This is a genomic window from Kiritimatiellia bacterium (assembly GCA_025054615.1).
Lineage (GTDB): Bacteria > Verrucomicrobiota > Kiritimatiellia > CAIVKH01 > CAIVKH01 > JANWZO01.
This window is the reverse complement of sequence record JANWZO010000012.1, coordinates 52,620-73,666: the sequence shown is the minus strand read 5'-3', so window position 1 is coordinate 73,666 and position 21,047 is coordinate 52,620. Positions and strand designations below refer to the sequence as shown.

19 protein-coding genes are annotated in these 21,047 nt (G+C 61.2%); 12 read left to right on the top strand and 7 right to left on the bottom strand.

Translation table 11 applies throughout. The annotated features are described in order from the left end of the window. Positions 1–42 precede the first annotated feature (42 nt). A complete protein-coding gene (locus NZ740_07110) occupies positions 43–516 on the bottom strand; it encodes a hydrogenase maturation protease (protein MCS6771782.1) in 474 nt (157 codons plus the stop codon). A 534-nt stretch (positions 517–1,050) separates the two neighbouring features. Between NZ740_07110 and NZ740_07105 the strand changes: the two genes are divergently transcribed. The 4 genes from NZ740_07105 (at position 1,051) to NZ740_07090 (ending at position 7,078) form a co-directional block, all read left to right on the top strand. Then, on the top strand, positions 1,051–2,502 hold the full coding sequence (locus NZ740_07105) for a glycosyl hydrolase family 57 (GenBank protein MCS6771781.1): 1,452 nt from the start codon (positions 1,051–1,053) through the stop codon (positions 2,500–2,502). Positions 2,503–2,512: 10 nt separating this feature from the next. Next, the gene (locus NZ740_07100) at positions 2,513–3,703 is read left to right on the top strand and encodes a glycoside hydrolase family 57 (protein MCS6771780.1); all 1,191 of its coding nucleotides are present in this window, start codon (positions 2,513–2,515) and stop codon (positions 3,701–3,703) included. A 78-nt stretch (positions 3,704–3,781) separates the two neighbouring features. Next, the gene (locus NZ740_07095; GenBank protein ID MCS6771779.1) at positions 3,782–5,356 is read left to right on the top strand and encodes a DUF4912 domain-containing protein; all 1,575 of its coding nucleotides are present in this window, start codon (positions 3,782–3,784) and stop codon (positions 5,354–5,356) included. A gap of 21 nt (positions 5,357–5,377) precedes the next feature. After that, positions 5,378–7,078 carry a DUF1957 domain-containing protein gene (locus tag NZ740_07090; GenBank protein MCS6771778.1) on the top strand — a complete coding sequence of 567 codons (1,701 nt, stop codon included), beginning with the start codon at positions 5,378–5,380 and terminating at the stop codon, positions 7,076–7,078. 258 nt (positions 7,079–7,336) lie between these two features. Here NZ740_07090 and NZ740_07085 read toward each other — a convergent pair whose 3' ends face one another. The 3 genes from NZ740_07085 to NZ740_07075 are packed head-to-tail and all read right to left on the bottom strand — an operon-like array spanning position 7,337 to position 10,121. Then, positions 7,337–7,936 (bottom strand): 5-formyltetrahydrofolate cyclo-ligase, encoded by a 600-nt coding sequence (locus NZ740_07085; protein ID MCS6771777.1) that lies wholly within the window; start codon positions 7,934–7,936, stop codon positions 7,337–7,339. Then, positions 7,936–9,282, bottom strand: a complete 1,347-nt coding sequence (locus tag NZ740_07080) for a replication-associated recombination protein A (protein ID MCS6771776.1) — start codon at positions 9,280–9,282, stop codon at positions 7,936–7,938. The genes NZ740_07085 and NZ740_07080 overlap by 1 nt, the downstream gene beginning before the upstream one ends. Positions 9,283–9,299: 17 nt before the next feature. Continuing rightward, positions 9,300–10,121 carry an AsmA family protein gene (locus NZ740_07075; GenBank protein ID MCS6771775.1) on the bottom strand — a complete coding sequence of 274 codons (822 nt, stop codon included), beginning with the start codon at positions 10,119–10,121 and terminating at the stop codon, positions 9,300–9,302. 218 nt (positions 10,122–10,339) lie between these two features. On the opposite strand from NZ740_07075, the gene NZ740_07070 reads away from it, so the two are divergent. The 5 genes from NZ740_07070 (at position 10,340) to NZ740_07050 (ending at position 14,574) form a co-directional block, all read left to right on the top strand. Beyond that, positions 10,340–10,555 carry a hypothetical protein gene (locus NZ740_07070; protein ID MCS6771774.1) on the top strand — a complete coding sequence of 72 codons (216 nt, stop codon included), beginning with the start codon at positions 10,340–10,342 and terminating at the stop codon, positions 10,553–10,555. After that, on the top strand, positions 10,548–10,991 hold the full coding sequence (locus tag NZ740_07065) for an HIT family protein (protein ID MCS6771773.1): 444 nt from the start codon (positions 10,548–10,550) through the stop codon (positions 10,989–10,991). The genes NZ740_07070 and NZ740_07065 overlap by 8 nt, the downstream gene beginning before the upstream one ends. Before the next feature lie 86 nt (positions 10,992–11,077). After that, positions 11,078–11,503 (top strand): hypothetical protein, encoded by a 426-nt coding sequence (locus NZ740_07060; protein MCS6771772.1) that lies wholly within the window; start codon positions 11,078–11,080, stop codon positions 11,501–11,503. Between the two features lie 88 nt (positions 11,504–11,591). Further along, on the top strand, positions 11,592–14,192 hold the full coding sequence (locus tag NZ740_07055; protein MCS6771771.1) for an insulinase family protein: 2,601 nt from the start codon (positions 11,592–11,594) through the stop codon (positions 14,190–14,192). Next, positions 14,173–14,574 (top strand): DUF1844 domain-containing protein, encoded by a 402-nt coding sequence (locus NZ740_07050; protein ID MCS6771770.1) that lies wholly within the window; start codon positions 14,173–14,175, stop codon positions 14,572–14,574. Before NZ740_07055 ends, NZ740_07050 begins: the two co-directional genes overlap by 20 nt. Before the next feature lie 72 nt (positions 14,575–14,646). Here NZ740_07050 and NZ740_07045 read toward each other — a convergent pair whose 3' ends face one another. Continuing rightward, the gene (locus tag NZ740_07045) at positions 14,647–15,678 is read right to left on the bottom strand and encodes an endonuclease/exonuclease/phosphatase family protein (GenBank protein ID MCS6771769.1); all 1,032 of its coding nucleotides are present in this window, start codon (positions 15,676–15,678) and stop codon (positions 14,647–14,649) included. Positions 15,679–15,692: 14 nt separating this feature from the next. Then, positions 15,693–16,598, bottom strand: coding sequence for a diacylglycerol kinase family lipid kinase (locus NZ740_07040; protein MCS6771768.1), 906 nt, complete (start codon positions 16,596–16,598; stop codon positions 15,693–15,695). 236 nt (positions 16,599–16,834) lie between these two features. On the opposite strand from NZ740_07040, the gene NZ740_07035 reads away from it, so the two are divergent. From NZ740_07035 to NZ740_07025, 3 genes are read left to right on the top strand one after another with little or no spacing between them, the layout of a single operon-like run. After that, a complete protein-coding gene (locus NZ740_07035) occupies positions 16,835–17,272 on the top strand; it encodes an Hsp20/alpha crystallin family protein (GenBank protein ID MCS6771767.1) in 438 nt (145 codons plus the stop codon). Between the two features lie 12 nt (positions 17,273–17,284). Then, positions 17,285–17,671 carry an Hsp20/alpha crystallin family protein gene (locus tag NZ740_07030; protein ID MCS6771766.1) on the top strand — a complete coding sequence of 129 codons (387 nt, stop codon included), beginning with the start codon at positions 17,285–17,287 and terminating at the stop codon, positions 17,669–17,671. A 26-nt stretch (positions 17,672–17,697) separates the two neighbouring features. Continuing rightward, positions 17,698–18,210 carry an Hsp20/alpha crystallin family protein gene (locus NZ740_07025; GenBank protein ID MCS6771765.1) on the top strand — a complete coding sequence of 171 codons (513 nt, stop codon included), beginning with the start codon at positions 17,698–17,700 and terminating at the stop codon, positions 18,208–18,210. Positions 18,211–18,255: 45 nt separating this feature from the next. Here the strand turns inward: NZ740_07025 and alaS are convergent, their stop codons facing one another. After that, on the bottom strand, positions 18,256–20,964 hold the full coding sequence (gene alaS, locus NZ740_07020; GenBank protein MCS6771764.1) for an alanine--tRNA ligase: 2,709 nt from the start codon (positions 20,962–20,964) through the stop codon (positions 18,256–18,258). Positions 20,965–21,047 lie beyond the last annotated feature (83 nt).

The following is a 21,047-nucleotide window of genomic DNA, read 5'->3' as shown; positions in this document are numbered from 1 at the left end:
AGATGAGGCGAATTCGCTCGTGAATGCAGCCGTTTTGAAGCGTTAGATACGAGCGGCTGCAGGATGATCGTGCCTGATCAGTGCCTCAATCTCTTCGAGCAGTGTCTCAACGCCTCGGCGGGCCGTCTCTGACAAGCCTTCACCCAGTTCAAAATCCACGCCCGGGATCGCCCCCAGCCACATTTCCGCTGATGCCCCGAACAGCATTTCCGCCAGCGCGGCCACCTCCGTCGGCTGCAGCGCGTGCCCGAAACAAGAACGGGGCAGTTCGAACACCCGCTGGTCGCGAAGCGGCAGCAACATCGGCTCGGCCCCTGAACTCGCGGGATAGGCGTCCAGAAAAATCACCCGGTCCGCGCCGACCAACAGCTCGGCATGTTCCGGAACGAGCTGGTTGAAATCGTGCACTTCCACCCCCGGCAGGCGAATCTGCCGCAGACGCTGTGCGGCCGCGCGGCCGGCGCCATCGTCTCGGTGGAAGTCATTTCCCCAAGCCAGCACGACCGTTCTTTTCATGCTTCCACCCTACACCGAAAGCGCGCGCCGCCGCTATCGGGTTTCCCCTGATATTCAGGTCGCCGGTGAATTTCCATGGCATGGAAAAAAAGCGCGCTGCCTTTTCCATCGTATGGAATTTCCAAACCCAGGAAGTGTTGGCGCCCCAATGCGTGCCGCACTCGGCTCAGGGCAGGTGAGCGATTCGCGTGGATAACCCGTCACCCAACTTCAGAGTTCGCTGGTAGTCCAAAAGATCACTTCGATTAGCTGAATGTCCTCTGAAAACGAATAAATGATCTCGTGCAGAAAAAGTGGATTATTTGCAACCCGCCTAATTGATCTCCCGCCTCATTTGCTTGTTCTGACTGCTGCGAACTTCTCCGATCGACGCGGTCCTTTCTTCGCCACAAAAGGGTCATTTTTATCGAGTTTGCGAGGGACCTTTTCATAGAGTAATGACACCGGAGGATCGATCTTGTCTCTTGCGCACGCAAGGCCGGCGGGGCATGCTGTCGCCCAATCATCAAGGCGTATCTATGGGAGGTTTGTAGGATGGAAGCCACACACATCGTCGGCGACTTGCCGGCAATCTGCGGGCAGGAACAAGAGGCGGTCCGGCGCACGGGCCGAATCGTCGATGCCTATCGCACCGTGGGCGGCATCGATTTTTCCCGCATCAAGAGTGCGGCCGCCATCGCGCTGCACATGCACCAGCCGCTGATCCCCGCGGGCGGGCCGGACATCCGGACCGCCGCCCTGATCAGCAACTTGAAATACATGATGGACAACCAGCACATCGGCGACAACCACAACGCGCCGGTCTTTCACTGGTGCTACAAGCGGATGGGCGAGTTCATCCCGCAGCTCGTGCATGAAGGCATGCAGCCCCGCGTGATGCTGGAATATTCCGGTTGTCTCCTGCACGGTTTGCTCAGGATGGGCGCCGGGGATGTCGTGGACGCGCTGCGCCGGATCACGCTGGATCCACAGTACAACCGATGCGTGGAATGGCTGGGGTGTCCGTGGAGCCACGCGGTGGCCCCGTCCACGCCGCCGCAGGACTACAAGCTGCATGTGCTGGCGTGGCAGCAATATTTTGCGTCGTTGTTTGGTTGGGAGGCTCTGGAGCGAGTCAAGGGCTTTTCGCCGTCTGAGATGGCGCTGCCGAACCAGCCGGACGTTGCGTATGCGTTCGTCAGTACGCTCCGTGAGTGCGGTTTCCAGTGGGTTCTGGTTCAGGAACACACAGTGGAGCTGCCGAATGGCCACGGGCTTCAACAACGACACCTGCCGCACCGGCTCGTCGTGCGGAGCTCAACGGGAGAGGAGGCGAGCATTGTGGCGCTCATCAAGACGCAAGGCAGCGACACGAAGCTCGTTGCGCAGATGCAGCCCTGGTATGAGGCGCGGTCGCTCAGCCGTTGGGAACTGGCCGGCCGGTCCGTGCCACCGCTGGTCACGCAGATTTCCGACGGCGAGAATGGCGGCGTGATGATGAATGAATTTCCCGCGAAATACTTCGAGGTTGTCCGGCAGGCGTCCCATTCCGAAACGCCGCTGATGAACGGCTCGGAGTATCTCGAGCATCTTTTCGCGCTGGGCATCCGGGAGACGGATTTCCCCGTCTGCCAGCCGATCTTCCAACATCGGATTTGGAACAAGATCAAGCCCGGCGATGGCCCCGAAAAACTACAGAAGGCCATTGAGGAATGTCGCAAGGAAGACTGGCGGTTCCATATGGAGGGCGGGAGCTGGACCAGCAATATTTCCTGGGTGCGCGGTTATGAGAATGTGCTCGGGCCGATGGAGCAGGCCAGCTCGCTGTTCAACGAGAAAGTTCTTCGGAAAGGCGTGCCAACCACCGATCCGCGTTATCGCAACGCGCTCTACCATCTCCTCGTCTGCCAGACCAGTTGTTATCGATATTGGGGCCAGGGGATCTGGACAGAGTATGGGCGCGAGATTTGCCGTCGCGCGATCGATATTGTGACGCACGACTTCTGATGGGGACACCATGCCGAATGTGATCCACCACGCGCTCGTCCTCAACCTCCACCAGCCGTGGGGGCACATCGACGAGATGCTCAACGACCCGGTCGAGCAGGAGCGTTGGCACGGCAAGGAGGTTTTGTTTGCCTACGACCGAATTCCGCGCGCGGTGTGGGGGTGGGAAGATGTCGCGCGCGTGCATCTCTCGATGTCCGGTTCGCTCTTGGAGGCCCTGTCGAACCCGGACTTTCAATCGCGGGTCTATGGCATCGTCAAATGCGGCGATTTGCTCTGGCATCTGCGAAATCCCGCGATTGAGATCCTTGGCACGGCCTATTACCACCCGGTCTTGCCGCTGATCCCCGCCGCGGACCGCCGCGAGCACATTTTGCGCTGGCTCGGCATCGGGCGGCACCTTTTCGACCGCGCCTCATTTCAGGGGTTTTGGCCGCCGGAATGCGGTTTTTGCATGGAGTTGATTCCGCTGCTCAAGGAGGCCGGCTACCGCTACGTCATTGTGGACAGTGAACACTTGGTGCCGATGACGCCGATGCGCTGGGAGGAGCTGCGCTATCGCCCCCATCTGGCGAAATTTGGCGACGCCGAGATCATTGTCATCCCGAGGGACCGCGATCTTTCGATCGCGCAGGAGGGCGGAATGGAAGTCGGTTGGTTCCTGCACGAAGTCCAGGAGCGCTGCAAGTGGTGCGACTTTGAACCGCTGGTCTGCACCGTGACCGACGGCGAGAACGGGGGATGGTTCCGCAACGTGAAGTGGGAGGTCAATTTCTGGGGAGCGTTCTATCACCCGTTGCTGCAACAGGTCCGCAAGGGCGAAACTAATGTGCGACCGACTTTTATCCACGATTATCTCGATCAACATGGCGCGTACGGTTACGTAATCGTACGGACCGGCGCGTGGAACACCGGATATCACCACGGCATCGGCTTTGTCCAATGGACCGGCTCTCAACTGCAGCGGGACGCGTGGAAGCGCGTGGCGGAGGTCAGCCAACGCATCCACGATGCGCGTTGGCGCGCGGGCGAGCGCGGCGCGTCGCCCGAGCAGTGGAAGGCCCTCGAGGAGGCGCTGTGGCGACTGCTGCGGGCGGAGACGAGCTGCCACTTCTTTTGGGGCGAATCGTGGGTCCACCGCGCCCACGCCGGACTCGACGATGCCCTCGAATGGCTGTCGCGGGCCGCGATCCCGTCATAACCTGAAATTCATTTTACTCGCCCGCCTTCCGCTTCTAGACTGCTCAATCGTTTGCGGAAACGTTCCGCGAAAACATCTATGCCAGACGATGTAGAAAATCCGTCGCCCCCCGATTCCACTTCGGACTCCCCGCAGACTCGAGAGACGTCGCTTTCCGCCGAGGACCTGCGCGCCATTTCTCAGGAAATTTCGTCGTCCTATCCGCCGCCCCGACTTGGCACGGAGCTGGTCCTTCTGGAGATCAACCCTCACCGCTCGCACGCCTATTGGAACATCGATGTGGCCGATTTCCGACGGGCGGCCGAAGCGGCGGGCGATCCGAATCCGCCGCTGTTGCTGCGGGTCCACGATATCACCGGCGTCAATTTCGACGGCACGAATTCGAATTCATTTTTCGATTTGCAGGTTCAGGGCCTGCAGGGCCACTGGTATGTCGACCTGTGGCAGGATGGACGGACCTATATCGGCGAGATCGGGCTTCGGCGGCCCGACGGACGGCTGGAAATCCTCGCGCGTTCCAATCCGGTGTCGACGCCCATTGCCTCGGAATCTCCTCATTACCATACCGAAGCGGTGAACGTGGCGGAGACGAACCCCGAAAACCGCCTCACCGACCTTCTCCGCCCGCATCCTCCAGCCAAGGAGCCGATAGCCGGGGAGCCACAAGCCGCCGGCGAATCGACAGGTGATCCCAATTCTCCACCTCTTGTGATTGTGCCACCGCCTGAGCCGGCGGCGTTTCAATCGCCGGAGATCGAGTCGGCGCCTCCCGATCTCGAATCCGCGGATATTTTGCCCGTTGGGCCGCAAAGCGGGCCGGACCTTCCCCAGCGAAAGGAATTTCCATTGCCGCCCGGCGCGGAGAGCCGCCCCGCCGTGTATCTGGACGTAGAGCCGCCCCCCAACGAGAGCGATTTCCCCGAACCTGCCGAGTACGCGTTCGCTCAGTCCGAGTTTGATCGAGAAGTCTCGCCGGAGCCGATGAAAGCGGATTCGCCCACCTCGGAAACCGATGAAAGTTCGTCCGCTGTGCAGCCGTCTCCGGAGCCGGCCGAACCAAGATCGTTTGAGGAACGCCCGGACTGGCCCAGCGCCGAAGAACTGGCAAGGTTTGTTGTGGAGGCATTCGCGCCCGGCGGCGCGTTGGCCGCGCAGTCTGTGGAGACCTTGATGACTCGGTTCGCCGCCGTCCCGAGCACGGGGGAGGAGCAGCACGCCGCGCCGCCGTCCGACGACGCTCCGGCGGGTGCGGCGGTCCAGAGGGAGGCGTCTGAGCACGGCCTGCCGGGCTCTCCGCAACCGGCGCCGCCCCCGGCCAACGAAAAGCCAGCCTTGGCCTCCGAAGCGCCGACTCCGGCCGCCTCGCCCCGAGGCGGCGGAAATGGGCAGTTCTCAGGTCCGCCAGCGTCCCTCCCGTTGGAAAACTACATCGCGCTGTTCAGCGCGGAGCACGGGAGCCCGCAGGTGGCGTTGGAAGTGAATGTCGAACTTCACATCTTTGGGCGCGTGCGGCCCGGCATGCAGGTGAGCTTCTACGGGCAGCCGGTACCGCTCCGGCCCGACGGCTCTTTCTCGCTGCGAAAGCCGCTGCCGCACGGCGCAGTGGTGTTGCCGATTCTCGCGACGGAAACGCCAAAGAACCCGCCCCGCTAGGGCCGCACGCTTCGCGACGCGATGACGAACTCTTCTTCGCAGAATACGGAATCCACGCCCGCCGGCCGGACGCCCATCGCTCCGAAGCCGACGGGATATGCGAGCCTGATCCTGCACGGGCATCTCCCCTTCGTGCGGCACCCGGAATACGACGAGTTTTTTGAGGAGCGTTGGCTCTTTGAGGCGATCACTGAATGCTACCTGCCGCTGCTGCAGGTCTGCTACCGGTTGTTGTGCGAGGACATCCCGTTTCGCCTTTCGATCTCGCTGTCGCCGACACTGTGCGCGATGCTGCAGGACGACCTCCTGCAGAAGCGGTACATTCGGCATCTGGAAAAACTCATCGAGCTAACGCACAAAGAGGTCGCGCGCACCCGCTCGGACCCGCGGCTGAATCGTCTGGCCTGCTTCTATCGCGACTGGCTCACCGAGACGCTCGCGATCTACCATGTTCGATATGGCCGCGACCTGCTCAAGGTGTTCCGCCGCTACGAAGACGCCGGCATCCTGGAGCTCTTCACCACCTGCGCGACACATGGCTATCTGCCGCTGCTCAAGACGCACCCGCGCGCCGTCGAGGCGCAGGTGGCAATCGGCGTCGAAAGCTTCCGGCACACGTTCGGTCGCGCCCCGCGCGGCCTGTGGCTTCCCGAGTGCGCCTTCTATCCCGGTTTGGAGGAGATCCTCGCCGCCCACGGGATCACCTGGTTCATTGTGGATTCACACGGCATTTTGCATGCCTCGTCCCGGCCGCACTACGGTCTGTTCGCGCCCGTAGCGTGCGACAATGGCGTCGCCGCCTTCGGGCGCGACCCGGAGTCCTCACGCCAGGTCTGGAGCGCCCACGAGGGTTATCCCGGCGATTTCGATTACCGGGATTTCTATCGCGATCTCGGCTTTGATGCGGAGTTCGAATACATTCAGCCGTATATCCTGGACGGCAAGACGCGCATCCTGACCGGCATCAAATACCACAGGGTGACGGGCCGGGGAGACCACAAGGACCTATATGACCCGGATGCCGCGCGGCGGAAGGCGGAGATTCACGCGGCGCATTTTGTGGAATGTCGGCAGAAGCAGGTCGATTGGCATGCGCGTCGCATGGACCGACCCCCGCTTGTCGTGTCCCCGTATGATGCTGAATTGTTCGGCCATTGGTGGTTCGAGGGCCCCCAATTCCTTGAATTCATCGCGCGCGTTGCGGCGCGGCAAACCACGGTCGAATTCATTACGCCGTCCGATTATCTGCAGCGTCATCCGATCCTTCAGCGCGCGACGCCGTCGGCCTCGAGCTGGGGGTGGCAGGGCTACAATGAGTGCTGGCTGAGCGGCTGCAATGAATGGATTTATCCCGAATTGCACCGAGCCGCTGCTATCATGACCGATCTCGCAACGCGGTTTCAAAACGATCCGCCGGGGTCGATGCGCGAGCGGATCCTGAATCAGGCCGCGCGCTCGTTGCTGCTGGCCCAGTCTTCAGACTGGCCGTTCATCCTGAAATGCAACACCGCTGTCGACTACGCGAACAAGCGCGTCAAGGACCACCTCGCCCGGTTCCACTTTTTGGCGGAGTCAGCGCGTCGCAACGACATCGACCCGCGTAAGTTGGCCGCGCTGGAAGAACTCGATCGGATTTTTCCTTTCATCGATTTTCGCGTCTATGCCGAAAACGAACGTCGAGCGGAGACGGGCGAGGAAACCGTGCAGGCGGTGTCGGCCTAGCGTGCCGAAGCCAAGCCGATCCAACGCCTCAGAGATCCGACTGTGGGAGGTCGGTGGACCACGATGCAGGCCTATGCTCAGGCTCTTGTCTCAGGCGGGGTGGATAAAGGCGACGACGCAAACAACGTGGCATTGTGGAAGATCGCGGCCACCGCACCCGCGAGCCATGGAAGATTCGTGAACCGACGGCTCGAAGCTGCACTTAAATGATATTTCAACGTGCTTGGATTTCGGTTGTCGCTCGTGCGCGAAACCGGCTCACTTGCGAAGGGCTTCGGGATCGGCGTACACGAGACGGGCGGGCGCGCGGTAGAGGGCTTTTTCAGTCGCGATCACGTCGAGTTGCACATCGTGGGGTTCGACCGGCACAGCCGTCAGTTTCTGGCATTCGAACGCGAGGCAAGCCTTGGTTCCCCGGACATCGGCCAGCAGACGGTCGAAGTGTCCGCCGCCGTGGCCGAGACGGAACCCGTAGATATCAAATGCGAGGGCCGTCACCACGATGAAATCGGTCTCCGAGCCGGGCACCCAAATCCGTTCGACGGGTTCTTCAATTCCATAAAGACCCGATTGAAGCGGAGCTCCCTCGTTCCATCGGGCGAGCCGATATTCGCCACGTTCCTTGTCCCATGCGGGAAGCAGAACCGTTTTCGCCTCCTTGCGACAGGCCGCGAGGAGGAGATCGGTCGCCACCTCGCGCGGCCGCGGGCGATAGAGAGCGACAGTCTTCGCCCGCTGGAACTCAGGCAGGTCAAGCAGCCGCTGCTGCGCTCGGATCGAGGCCTCGGCGATCCATTCGAACGACAGTTTGTTTCGGATGCGTTGCGCGGCCTGCCGCGCAACAGCTTTCGGATTGATCAGGGGTTTGTAGTTCGGGTTGATGGCGACCTCCTCAATTCCGCCCAGCGGGCCAGCCGCTCGCGGATGCGCTTTTCAAAACCTTCCTCAGTCGGTTCGTAGTACACCTTGTCCGTCGGCACATATTCCTGGTCGACGACATGTCCCGGATAATCGTGCGCGTATTTATAGCCAGTGTGTCCAAGAATTTCCGCCGCTTTTTTGTGGGAGGCATCCCGCAGATGGCGGGGGACTGGCAGAACGCGCCCGGCCTTGACGTCCGCCAGGGCGGATTCAATCCCCAGGTAACTGGCGTTGCTCTTCGGCGCGCAAGCCAGGTAGGTCGTCGCCTGGGCCAGAATAATTCGCGCCTCGGGCATGCCGACGAAGTCGACTGCCTCCATGGCGGCCACCGCCACCGGTAGGCCGAGGGGATCCGCATTCCCGATATCCTCAGACGCGAGAATGATCAGGCGTCGGGCGATGAATCGAGGGTCCTCGCCTGCGTACAGCATCTTCGCCAGCCAGTACAGCGCAGCGTTGGGATCAGACCCGCGGACACTTTTGATGAAGGCGGATATCGTGTCGTAGTGGCCGTCTTCATCGTGGTCGTAGACCACAGCTTTTTTCTGGATCGATTCTTCAGCGACGGCGCGCGTCAGCCGGATCACGCCGTCGGCGTCTGCCGGCGTTGTGAGCGCGGCGATTTCGAGCGCGTTCAGCGCGCGCCGCGCGTCACCCTCGCAGACGGCGGCCCAGTGCTGGAGCGCCGCCTCTTCAGCCTCGATGCGGCGGTCGCCGAGGCCTTCCGGATGCGTGAGCGCGCGCCGGAGCAGCGCCACGATGTCCGCTTCCGACAGCGGCTCGAGTTGGAAAATCTGAGAACGGGAGGTGAGCGGGCTGTTGATAAAGAAAAACGGGTTGTGCGTCGTGGCGCCGATCAGCGTGATCGATCCGTCTTCCACGTAGGGCAGCAGGACATCCTGCTGCGCCTTGTTGAAGCGGTGAATCTCGTCGATGAAGAGGATCGTCTCCTCCCCGTGGATGGCCCTCCGTCGTTGTGCCGTTTCCAGAAGGTCGCGCAAGATGTTCACGTTCGCCAACACGCCGCTCGTCCGCTCGAAGTGGCGATGCGTCACACGTGCAATGACCTCCGCAAGCGACGTTTTGCCGCAGCCAGGCGGACCGTAAAGGATGATGCTCCCGAGCCGGTCGGCCTCGATGGCTCGGCGCAGCAGCTTGCCCGGCCCCAAGATATGAGATTGCCCGACGATCTCCTCCAACGTGCGCGGGCGCAGGCGCGCCGCGAGGGGCGGCAGCGGCTTCCGGTCCGACCGGGATTTTTCGAAGAGATCATCCATCTGCATTGGAACACGCCGCCCCGCTATTCAGCGGCCTTTTCATCCTTCTTGAGCAGATTTCCGAGATTCTGAAGAACCGCCGCGGCGTTGCGCTTTTCAGGGTGCTGCGACTCATCTGCGCCCGTGCTCGCCGCCTGGTCGGATGCGCCGATCAGCACTTCAAAGAGACCGCCGCCCAGTTTCGAAGCCGTATGCACGGAAGCATCCAGCAAGGCGCGGGCCACTATGGCAATCGCTTCGATGACGCTAATCCCGTCGCCACCTCCGAGATCGCGGATGGTGATGGTGGGCAGCTTGACCGCCGCGAGGGAACCGCGCACGGCCGGTGTCGCTACATGAAGGCGTCCGCCCTCCAGGATCACCTCGTCGATGGTCAAACGCTTCCCGCGGTCGGCTTGGGGCGGCTCGGCCTGCGGTCGCGAGGGCGGTGGCGAAGGCGGGCGTTCAGAAGCCCGTTTCTCCAGGTTCTCGAGCAGCCTTCGGATGTTGTTCGAATCCAAGCCCTTCTCGATTCGAATTTCCGGTGCGCGCATCACGATCCGTCGAACCCGCACGGTGTCGGTTAGCAGTGAACGGGCGTCCCAGTCGATCTCCAACGATTGGAGCCGCAACAGGCCTTCCGGCGAAAATCCTTCCGGATTCCCGACAAATAGGTTCCCGAGGACAAGCCGGCCGGAAAACGGCTGGAACGTGGCGGATTCCAACCGGACTGGTACGCCGAGAAGCAGGGGCCCGCCCGTATTGACGGCCTGCTTAATGGCGGCCCCACCGAGAAACCTCACCGCCAGAACGACGACGGCGACCAGGATTAAGAGGAAAATCAGCAGCGGTTTGGCAAAACGCATAAACGCTCCTAAAAAACTTCATTCAATAGCCGTCTTCCGCGCTGGACACAACCCCATTGAATTACCTTGGGATTTCCATCGTAAAGGATATGGGCCGGATTTCCATGCTATGGAAAAAAGATAGTATTCGGCTTCCATGCCATGGAATTTCCAGACCATGGAAAAAACCTGGTGCAGTCCCGTTGCGCCCCGACCCGCTGCCGCGTTAGGATGATTGTGTGGACAAGAGGCGGAATCACCGGTTGGGCTGGATGGCGCTCGGCTGGTTCGCATTGACGCCGGCCGAGCGATGGGTGTTGGGGTGTTTGATCGCCGTCCTTCTCGTGGGGACGGTTTCGCGGCTTGTCCATGGGCGGTCCCCCGATGCGGTCGCAGACGAAAACGCTGAGTGGCCGCCACCGGCAATGCTGTATGAGGCGGATGACGATGAATAAACCGGATTGCGTATTTTGTAGGATTCTGCGCGGCGAGTTGCCATGTCAGGCCGTGTATGAAGACGATGCAACACTCGCCTTCCTCGACATTGGTCCGATCATTAAGGGGCATACGCTCGTCATTCCGAAAATTCATGTCGAACGGATCACCGATGTGCCGGCGGAGGCGTTGGGGCGGGTGATGCAGACGGTGCAGCGCGTCGCGGGCGCTCTCTTCCGCGGGCTGGGCGCTGATGGCGTGAACGTGCACCAGACCAACGGAGCCGCGGCGGGCCAAACGGTGCCGCATGTTCATTTCCACGTCATTCCGCGGTTCGAAGGCGACGGACACTCGTGGAACTGGCGCGCCGGCGCGTACAGCGGGGGCGCGGAGATGGCGGAATTCGCGCGACGGATCCGCGGCGGCCTGCAATCCAGTGATCTGCAAAAGGAGTGAACGTCGCCTTCGTGATAATTTAATCGTTGGCCCAAGCTCCGCCGCTTTTCTTCCGCGGACGGCCGTGCTATCTTGACGATGGGCAGATGAAGAAGGTCAACTTTCAAGAGGCGCTGGAAAACATTCTCAACCGGGACCCGCGGTATGCGGAGGACGCATATCACTTTGTGCGGGAAGCCCTCGACTACACGATCAAAATGCTGAACAAGCCCGCCGAAGGACCGGCCCGCCACGTGACCGGACAGGAGCTGCTGGAAGGCTTCCGGAAATACGCGCTGGAGGAGTTTGGCCCCTTGGCCTTGCGCGTGTTGCGGCACTGGGGGATCCGCTCGACCGAGGACGTCGGCGAGATCGTGTTCAACCTGGTGCGGGAAGGGGTTTTCGGGAAGACGGAGCAGGATCGCATCGAGGATTTTCACGGCGGGTATGATTTCGAAACGGCGTTTTCCAAGCCGTTCCGGCCCGAACATCCCGCGCGCTTTTCGAGCGAACGAGGCGCGTCGACCCGCTGATCGCCGCCATGCTGCCATGGTTTGTTCCCGCCCAACCCGGCGAGTTGCGCCTCTGTTGTTTGCAGTCGCGATGATGGGGAGTGCAGCGATGAATCGACTTGAGGCCGGTCCGCTAGATGCGCTTCGCGCAGCAAACGATCCTCTTCGCCGAGTGGTGCTAGAGAACGGGTTGGTTTGCCTGATCAAGCCCGACTCCAGCGCGCCGGTTGTGTCGGTCCAGATCTGGGTCGGTTCGGGCTCGATTCATGAAAGCCCGTGGCTCGGCGCGGGCCTGTCCCATTACATGGAACACATGATTTTCAAGGGCACAACGACACGCGGAGTCGCTGAAATCACGCGGGCCATCGACGACGCCGGGGGCGACATCAATGCCTATACCAGCCATGACCGAACCGTGTTCTACGCGGATCTGCCATCGCGAAACTGGCGGGTGGGTGTCGATGTGCTGGCCGATGCGGTGATGAATGCATCGCTGCCGGAGGAGGAATGGCAGCGGGAGAAAGAGGTCATCCTTCGCGAGTTCGCCATGGGCAGGGACAGCCCGGAGCGCGAACTGAGCCACCTGCTGTGGAGCACAGCGTATCGCGTGCACCCTTACCGGTTTCCCGTAATCGGTTATGAGGACATTTTCCGGACGATGACGCGCGAGGAACTGCTCGCATATTACCGCCAACATTATGTGCCAGACAACATGATCGCCGTCGTGGTCGGCGACATTGATCCGGACGAGGTCGAGGCGCATCTGCGGCAGGTGTTTAGCGGGTTCGCGCGGCGGGCGCGGCCGCAGGACCCGCTGCCGGCGGAGCCGCCGCAGGTGGCTCCGCGCGAGGCTCGGCAGATAGCGAAGGTCGAACTCGCGCGGCTCGCGATGGCCTGGCACACGGTCCCGCTGGACCACCCGGACGCGGCCGCGCTCGATCTGCTTGCCTCAGTGGTCGGGCAGGGTCGCAGTTCCCGACTCGAAGCCCGGCTGAAAGAGCGGGAACGCATCGTCCACAGCATCGGTGCATGGTCGTTTACGCCGCGCGACACGGGCTTGTTCGCGATTACCGCCGTGTTTGATCCGGACCGCGAAGCCGAAGTCCGACGGGCGCTGGACGAGGAAATCGCTTCCTGGGTCGAGAGAGGATTTGGCGACGAGGAGGTCGCCAAGGCCCGCCGGAATCTCCTAGTGGACGAGTTGGATGACCTGCAGACCATGAGCGGCCAGGCCGCCGCCTACGCCTCGGGCGAGTTCTATACGGGCAACCCTCGATTTGTGGAAGTATACCTCTCCCGCCTCGAGGCGGTGACTGCCGAACAGATTCGAGAGGTGGCGCGCCGGTATCTAGAATCCGGCCGGCGGACCACCGTAGTTCTTTCGCCTAAGGTAGAGTCCGTTGCTCGCTCCGAGCCGCGACGCCCCGAATTGAGCATCCACCGCGTCGAACTTCCGAACGGGATTCCGCTCATCGTTCGGGAAGACCGTCGGCTTCCGTTTGTGCATGCGGTGGCCGCGTTTGGCGGCGGATTGTTGTCCGAAAGCGCAGAGAATGCCGGGATTACGGATCTAACCGCAAATTTGCTGACCCGCGGGACAGCCCGACGATCGGCCGCGGAAATCGCGGCCCACATTGAACAACTGGGGGCAAGCCTCGAAGCCTTTTCCGGCCGAAACAGTTTCGGGCTCTCGGCGATGATGTTATCCGAAGATGCCGAGGCCGTCCTCGGCCTAATGGCCGAATGCCTCCTCGAGCCGTCGTTCGATCCGGCCGAATTCGAGAAGCAGCGCGACCTCCAGCTCGCTGCGATTCGCCGGAAACGTGAACAGCCGATGAGCGTGGCGCAGGATGAGTTGCGGGCGCTTCTGTTCCCCAACCACCCGTACCGTTTCACAACAGAGGGCACCGAGGAATCGGTTGACGCCCTGAGCCGCGACGCGGTGGTTGCCCACTATCAGCGGCTTGTCAATCGGTCGAATGTCGTGCTGGCGCTCTTCGGTGACATCACGGTTGAACGGGCCCGATCGCTGGCGTCACGGTTTTTTGATCCGATGCCGGAAGGACAGCGGCCTGCGCTCTCATGCAAAGCGGCGCCGCCTGTGCTGCCTGCTCGAAGCGAACGGCGCGAGCCGCGGCAGCAAGCAATCGTTTTGCTGGGATATCCGGGCATCAACTTCTTCGACCCTCGTGTCGACGCGCTGAACGTCTTGCAAAAGGCATTGAGCGGATTGTCCTCCGATCTCGGGATTGAGATCCGCGAGAAGCGCGGGCTTGTCTATTTTGTCGGCGCCTTTGGCCTCACGGCGCTCGATCCGGGCTTTTTTGCCCTCTATGCGGGCACACGGGATGACGCCATCGCGGAGGTGGAGTCTCTCATGCGCGAACAGGTAGCGCGAATTGTCCGAGAAGGATTGCGGCCTGATGAGTTTGAGCGCGCCCGGGCGCAACTAGCCGCCGCGGCCAGCATGAGCCTCCAGAACAACGGAGAGCTTGCGATGTCCTGCGCCCTCAACGAACTATATGGGCTGGGCTACCGCTATTCGCTCGAACTCGAACAGCGGTTGCTGCAGTTGACCCCTGAGGATGTCCGACGCTTGGCGGCGGAGCTTCTGCGGGAGGATCGATGCGCCGTGGCCGTCGTGCGGCCGGCGGACCAGGCGCCGAGCGACGAGGCAACGGAGGTGGATGATGAATCCGACGAACCTTGATGAACTACACCGCGCTCTGTTTGAGCAGTTGGTGGATTCATTCGCTCATGCCGCCCTCGTTGGGATGGGCAAGCTGATCCATCCGGCTCGGCAGAAGGCGGAAGTCGATCTCGAAGCCGCGCAGCACGCGATCGACATGCTGGACATGCTCGAAGCGAAGACAAAGGGCAATCTGACCGCCGATGAGGAGCGTCTGATCAAGCAGACGGCGGCGATGCTGAAACTGAATTATGTCGAGGTTATCGGCGCCGCTAGCGCTTCGGGCGGCCAGCCGCCCCAAGCCGACGCGGCCTCGACGGGGACTCCGTCTCCCGGCGATTCGGCCCCGACAGAGCCACCGCCCGCCGAAGAAAAGGTCCGGTTTCGAAAAAAATACGACTGAATCGACTAGGGCTACCGGCCCTGTACGCCGGATGTCGATCAATCAATCGCGCACTGCTAACCGGCCGCCGGTTTATCGCACGAGGTCGATCCAAACGGGGTAGTGGTCAGAAATGTGTCCGCCATCGCCGGGGAGGGCGTCCGCATTACGGACATCGACGCCTCGTTGCAATACGCCCGGGGATGCCGCGACCCAAGGGCGGTTGGTCGCATCGCCGCCAGCGTAAATTCGGTCGAAGGCGACCGGCGGAAATTCCCGTTCGGGGTTTCCGCGACGTGTCGGACAGGTTACGCGGTCCGGGAACGGGATGTCTTGCCAGAGATCGTACCAGCCTCGGAGCTGCTCGAGGGACCAATCATCAGCGAATTCAGGGGCGCGCGGGTCGTTGTTGAAGTCGCCGACAATCAGCAGCTCGCATGGGGCGCCGGACTCTTGGAGGGCGCGTGCATCGGCGGCCACGATCGAAAGCGCGTGTTTTCGTTTGTACAGATTGAGCGGACGGTAGCCGTAATTGGATTTGAGGTGCACGGCATAGACGATAAGCGGGCGGTTGTTGTCCAGTTGAAATTCCGCGCGGAGAACGCCGCGGGGAGGGCGCCCCGCACCCTGGAGAGGGCCGAAATCCATTTCAAGGACGCGGGAGGGTCGGATTCGAGACAGCAGGGCGTGGTTGAGTTTTTCCTCCCGGCCATCCTCCCGCGCATACGCGGTGACCCAACCAAACGGGAATGGACGATCTAGCGCGTTGTTCAACAAGCGGAGCGCGTGCTCGTTTTCGATTTCTGCAAGGAACAGAATGTCCGGATCGATCTCGCCGATCAGGTCGGCCGCGTTTTTGGTTTGCGCCTCTCTGCGCTCGGGTGTTCGTAGAGGCCCGTCTCCCTCCCCGTCCGTAAACGTTTCAATGTTGTAAAAGGAAATTCGGATTCGGTCTTTGGCGGGGATTTCCCCTTCGTCGGTTTGGTAAATCGCGCGGATCGGCGTGTCGATGCGAACCTTTCCCTTGTAGGAGAAATCGCGTTTTTCGGATCCTAGCGTCGCTGGCGCATGGCAGATCCAGACGGCCGCGAGCACGGCGAACCCTCGCCAAGCACGTAGCGACATTGAACGAAGCGTGCTCATGATTCGGGCGAAGCAGGACGGCGCGGGACGAGCACGTTTAGTCCTGCTGGGCGCACAGCGACTTCGACCTCGGGACCGCTTTCCTGCAATTCGCCGTCCACTTGGATCACAGCCGCTTTCTCCCGGCGGACTCGCATGGAGCGGAATCGCCGGGTGACGATGCCGGGCAAGCGGTCGATCGTTCCATCGAACAGGCGCCCGACGTTCGCGATCGCGCGAGCGGCATCCTGTTTTTCCAGCACGACCATCTCGAGATAGCCATCGTCGTGGCGGGCTTTCGGGGCGATTCGGGCGCCGCCGCCATATTGGGTCAAATTTGCGACCGTAAACACGAGCGGATACTGGAATACGAGCTTTTCGTCGTCGTCTAGAACCACCTCAAATCGCTGAGGCTGGTATTCGAACAGTTCATACGCCGCTGCGAAAACATAAGGCATGATGCCGCGAAATGGAAACGCCTCGAATGTGCGGACCAACGAGGCATCGGCCGCCATGCTGCAGGTGACAAAAAACGGGCGGCCGTTCGCGAAGCCCACATCGATAGGGCAAACTTCTCCGTCCGCGAGCGCTACGGCAGCCGCTTCGACATTCAACGGAATACCGAAATGGCGAGCGAACCCGTTGCCGCTGCCAGTCGGGATGACGCCCAGCGCGATATTGGAGCCGATCAGCTCCGAACCGGCCGTGTTGATGACGCCGTCCCCGCCCACGACTAGAACAAGGTCAATCCCGTCCTGCACCATGCGACGGACCTTCACATGGCCGTCCTGAATGCTGTTACTGATCTGGAAGGTGACTTCGCACTCCGCTGTATCCCAATATCGGTTGACAGCGCGGATAACCTCGTCCAACGCATTTCCGCGGGCACTATTCGGGTTGATCAGAACGCGAACTCTCTTCATGGACCGATTTGAGAGCTCATTTTGTAGTCGCCGCTTCGGGAAAGCGAGCGGCAATTCGTTCATTTGGGTGAAATCTTTTGTCTCATAAACATTCGAAAATCCTAGCAAATAGCGACAATATGACACATTTTATAAAAAATGATTAGTCGTAAGTAGTTTATTTATAATGAATTGCATGTCTTCGAATTTATGGCATGGGTTATGCTAATTTAGAAGGCGTGAAAGGAGGAATAAACATGGTTTATCCGATGACCCGGTTCGATTGGACGTTGGATCCGTTCCGGGAGCTGCAACGGTTGCAGCGGGATATGAATCGGCTCCTGGCGGGTTTCATTTCGCCGACCGAGGAATTTCCCGCGCTCAACCTGTGGACCTCTCCGGAGGAAGCCATATTGGCTGCCGAAATTCCAGGGGTGGATCCGAAGGATGTAACCGTTTCAGTGACCGGGGACGTGGTCACGATTGAAGGCGAGCGCAAGGACGACTCGTCGGTGCCCGCGGAGAGTTACCATCGCCGCGAGCGCGAGATGGGGAAGTTCATGCGTTCGATCCGCCTGCCGTATGAGGTTGAGGCGGACAAGGTGCAGGCCCGATATGAGAACGGGATCCTGCGAGTGGTGTTGCCGAGGAAGGAGACTACAAAACCGCGCCGGATTGCGATTGAGGCGGCGTAAGGAGGGATTGCCATGACGAAGCAGGCTACCGAAGTCCAGGTCCAGCGTGCGGAACAGATGCGCGATCTGCCCGTCTACTCGCCGGCCACGGACATCTACGAGACGGACAAGGAAATCGTCGTCGTGATGGACCTGCCGGGCGTAAGGCAGGACCAGATCGACATCACGCTGGAAAACCGCGTGTTGACTGTGAGCGCACGGAACGTCGCGGAAGAGCCGGCCGGCCGTGAAGTGGTCTATCGCGAATTCGGTTCGGCTGAATACCGCCGTTCCTTCACGCTGACGGAAGACGTGGATCGAAATGGGATTTCCGCCCGGATCAAGAACGGTGTACTGCGCCTCGTCCTGCCTAAGGCGGTCGACGCGCAACCGCGCCGCATCGAGGTTCGGGCCGAGTAATCCATACCGAAAGGAGGTGAAGGTAGATGAAACGGAGCCTCATTCCTTGGCGTCGGGAGTCGTCGGAGACTGCGGTGGCTCGACGTGAGGAGAATCCTTTCGCCGAACTTCACCGCCAGGTCAACAAGCTGTTCGAAGACTTCTTCGGAGACTTCGAACGGTCCTGGGGTCTGGCGTGGCCGTCGTCCTTTACCCGTCTGGATACATTTGCGCCTCGCGTGGATGTATCCGAGACGGAAAAGGAGCTAACGGTCGTCGCGGACCTGCCCGGCCTGGATGAAAAGGACATCCAGGTTTCGCTGGACGACGATCTCCTGACGATTCGAGGTGTGCGCAAGGACGAGCGCGAGGAGAAGAAGCGGAATTACCATCTCGTCGAGCGCAGCTACGGCGAGTTCCATCGGAGCATTCCGCTTCCCTCGGGCCTCGACAAGGATCACGCCAAGGCGACCTTCAAGAAGGGCGTCCTGACGGTGACCTTGCCGAAGCTTCCCGAAGCGCAGTCGAAGCGCAAGACCATCGCGGTGGAGTCCGAATAAGTTCAGGACACCGTGGGGCGCGGCCGAGAGTCGCGCCCTTTGTTTTTACCCGGCCAGCCGCGCAGAGAGCCAATCCCGAGCGGCGGCAAGTGCCGCGCCGAGCCCCTCGGGATTTTTGCCGCCCCCGCGCGCGAAGTCCGGCCTGCCGCCGCCTCGGCCGCCGACCAACGGTGCGATGGCCTGGATCAACTGCCCGGCAGGTGCACGCTTGCCGAACGCCGCGGGAACGGCTGCAACCATCGACACCGTTCCCTCCGCCGAGCCGGCGAGGACGAGAATGCCATCCCATCGCCCTTTGAGGTGTTCAGCCATGGTTCCGAGAGTTTCTGCGTCGGCTTCGCCGACGTCGGCAACGATTACGGGCGTGCCGCCGATAGTTTGCGCGTGAGTCAGCAGCGCCTCCGCCCGGCTGGCGGCTTGGCGGGCCTGAAGTGTTTTTAGCTGTTTTTCCAGTTCCTTCTGATGGGCAAGCAACGATTCGATTCGCCGCTCGAGTTCGGCGGGTCCCACATTCAAAAGGGCAGCACTTCGCTTGAGTCGGCAAAGATCGTCGTTGATGGATTGCCAAGCTGCCAGGCCGGCCACGGCCTCCACGCGTCGGATTCCCGCGGCGATGGCGCTTTCCGAGACGATTCGGAACAACCCGAGTTCGCCGGTGGCGCGTGTGTGGGTTCCTCCGCACAGCTCCATGGAAAAGCCATCCAAGCTGCCCGGCGCCCCGCCAATCTGCACGACCCGGACCGTTTCGCCATATTTTTCTCCAAAGAATTGAAGGATATCGCGCCGCCCCCGGACATCGGCATACGGTACCTCCCGCCAAAAGACTGGTGCGTTCTCGACGATTCGTTCGTTGACCAGACGCTCAAGATCTGACAGTTGGCCAGGGGTTAGTGGCGCACTGTTGAAATCGAAGGTCAATTTGTCAGGCCCCACATAGGAACCCTTCTGGGAGGCATCGCGACTGACGACTTCGTGGAGGGCCCAATGGAAAAGGTGTGTGGCGGTGTGATGCCGCTGGATCGCGGCGCGGCGCTCGCGGTCCACGTCAAGTGTGACCGGCGAGCCGGGCTCCGGTGCATCGGGACTGTCGAGAAGGTGGAGCACGGCGCGACCGGCCTTTTGCGTGTCGACGATCCTCCAGAGCCGGCCGCCCTCACGGATCCGACCCGTGTCGCCAACCTGGCCGCCCATCTCGGCGTAACAGGGCGAGCGGTCCGCAATGACGGCGGTCCGGCCTTTCACGTCGACCACATCGAGGACGCGCGCGTCGGCCTCGAGCCGCTCGTAGCCGACAAATTCGGTGACGGCTTCCGCAGCGACGGCGGAAACTTCGATGACGGTTTTTTTCTGGGCGGCTCTTGCGCGGGCCCGCTGTTTTTCCATTTCTGCGTCGAATCCCGCGCGGTCGACGGTGAGACCCTGTTCGCGGGCCATCAGCTCGGTCAGGTCCAGCGGGAAGCCATACGTATCATAGAGTTTGAACGCGAAAGCCCCATCGAGCACGCCTCCCCGGCCGAGAGAGCCAGCCTGTTCGCGGAAGAGCTCGATTCCTCGGTCCAGCGTGCGATTGAAGGCCTCCTCCTCGACGCGCAGGACTTCCTGGATGCGGGCCTTCTGAGTGCGGACCTCCGGAAACACGTCGCCCATCGTATCCGCAAGGACCTCGGCGAGCTTGAAGAAGAAAGGTTCGTGGAATCCGAGCGACCGGCCATACCGGACGGCCCGGCGCAGGATACGGCGGAGCACGTAGTGGCGGTCCGTGTTGCCCGGCATAATTCCATCCGCGATCGCGAACGCGAGCGTGCGGATGTGATCGGCGATGACGCGGAACGCGATGTCGATCTTCTCCTGGGCGGTCGCGCCGGCAGTGCCCGGCGACGGGAGAGTTGACCCGTATCGTTTTCCGCTGAGCCGCTCGAGCGCGTCGAAAAGGGGACGGAAGACGTCCGTTTCATAGTTGGAAACTACCCGTGAAAAGTCCGTGAACTGGCGAGTGCACTGAAGGATGGCCGTGACGCGCTCGAAACCCATGCCTGTGTCGACATGTCGAGCCGGCAGGGGCGAAAACGAGCCGTCGGGTTCGGCGTTGAACTGGATGAACACCAGGTTCCAGATCTCGATGCATTCCGCGGAGCCTTTGTTCACGAGCGATCCGCGGGTGTCCCCGCCGGGGGTCAGATCGACATGGATTTCCGAACAGGGTCCGCACGGACCGGTTTCGCCCATCATCCAAAAATTGTCCTTGCGGCCGCCAGTTACGATGTGGACGGCGGGGTCGAGTCCTGCGCTTTCAAAAATACGGGACCAATGCTCATGCGCCTCCTGGTCGAATTCCGCCGGATCGCCTTTGGACTTGTCTGGGCTGTACACAGTGGCATAGAGCCGGGCTGGCGGAAATTTCCAGACCTCGGTCAGAAGTTCCCACGCCCACTCGATTGCTTCCTTTTTGAAATAGTCGCCAAAGCTCCAGTTTCCGAGCATTTCAAAGAACGTATGGTGGTAGGTGTCGAGGCCGACGTCCTCGAGGTCGTTGTGTTTGCCGCCGGCGCGGATGCACTTTTGCGTATCGGCAGCGCGGGGCGGCTGATAAGGGCAGGGTTGTTGACCCAGGAATATGGGCACGAACTGATTCATGCCAGCGTTGGTAAACAGCAGGTTGGGGGAGTCCGGCATCAGACTCGAGGACGGCACGATCGTGTGTCCTTTTGACCGGAAGAAATCCAGAAACGACTGGCGGATTTGAGCTGATGTCATCATCGGCAGTTCCTTCAACAAACCGAAAGCCGCGAAGATACGCCACAGGCGCCGCGAACTCCAGCGGCGATTACGTGGCGCAG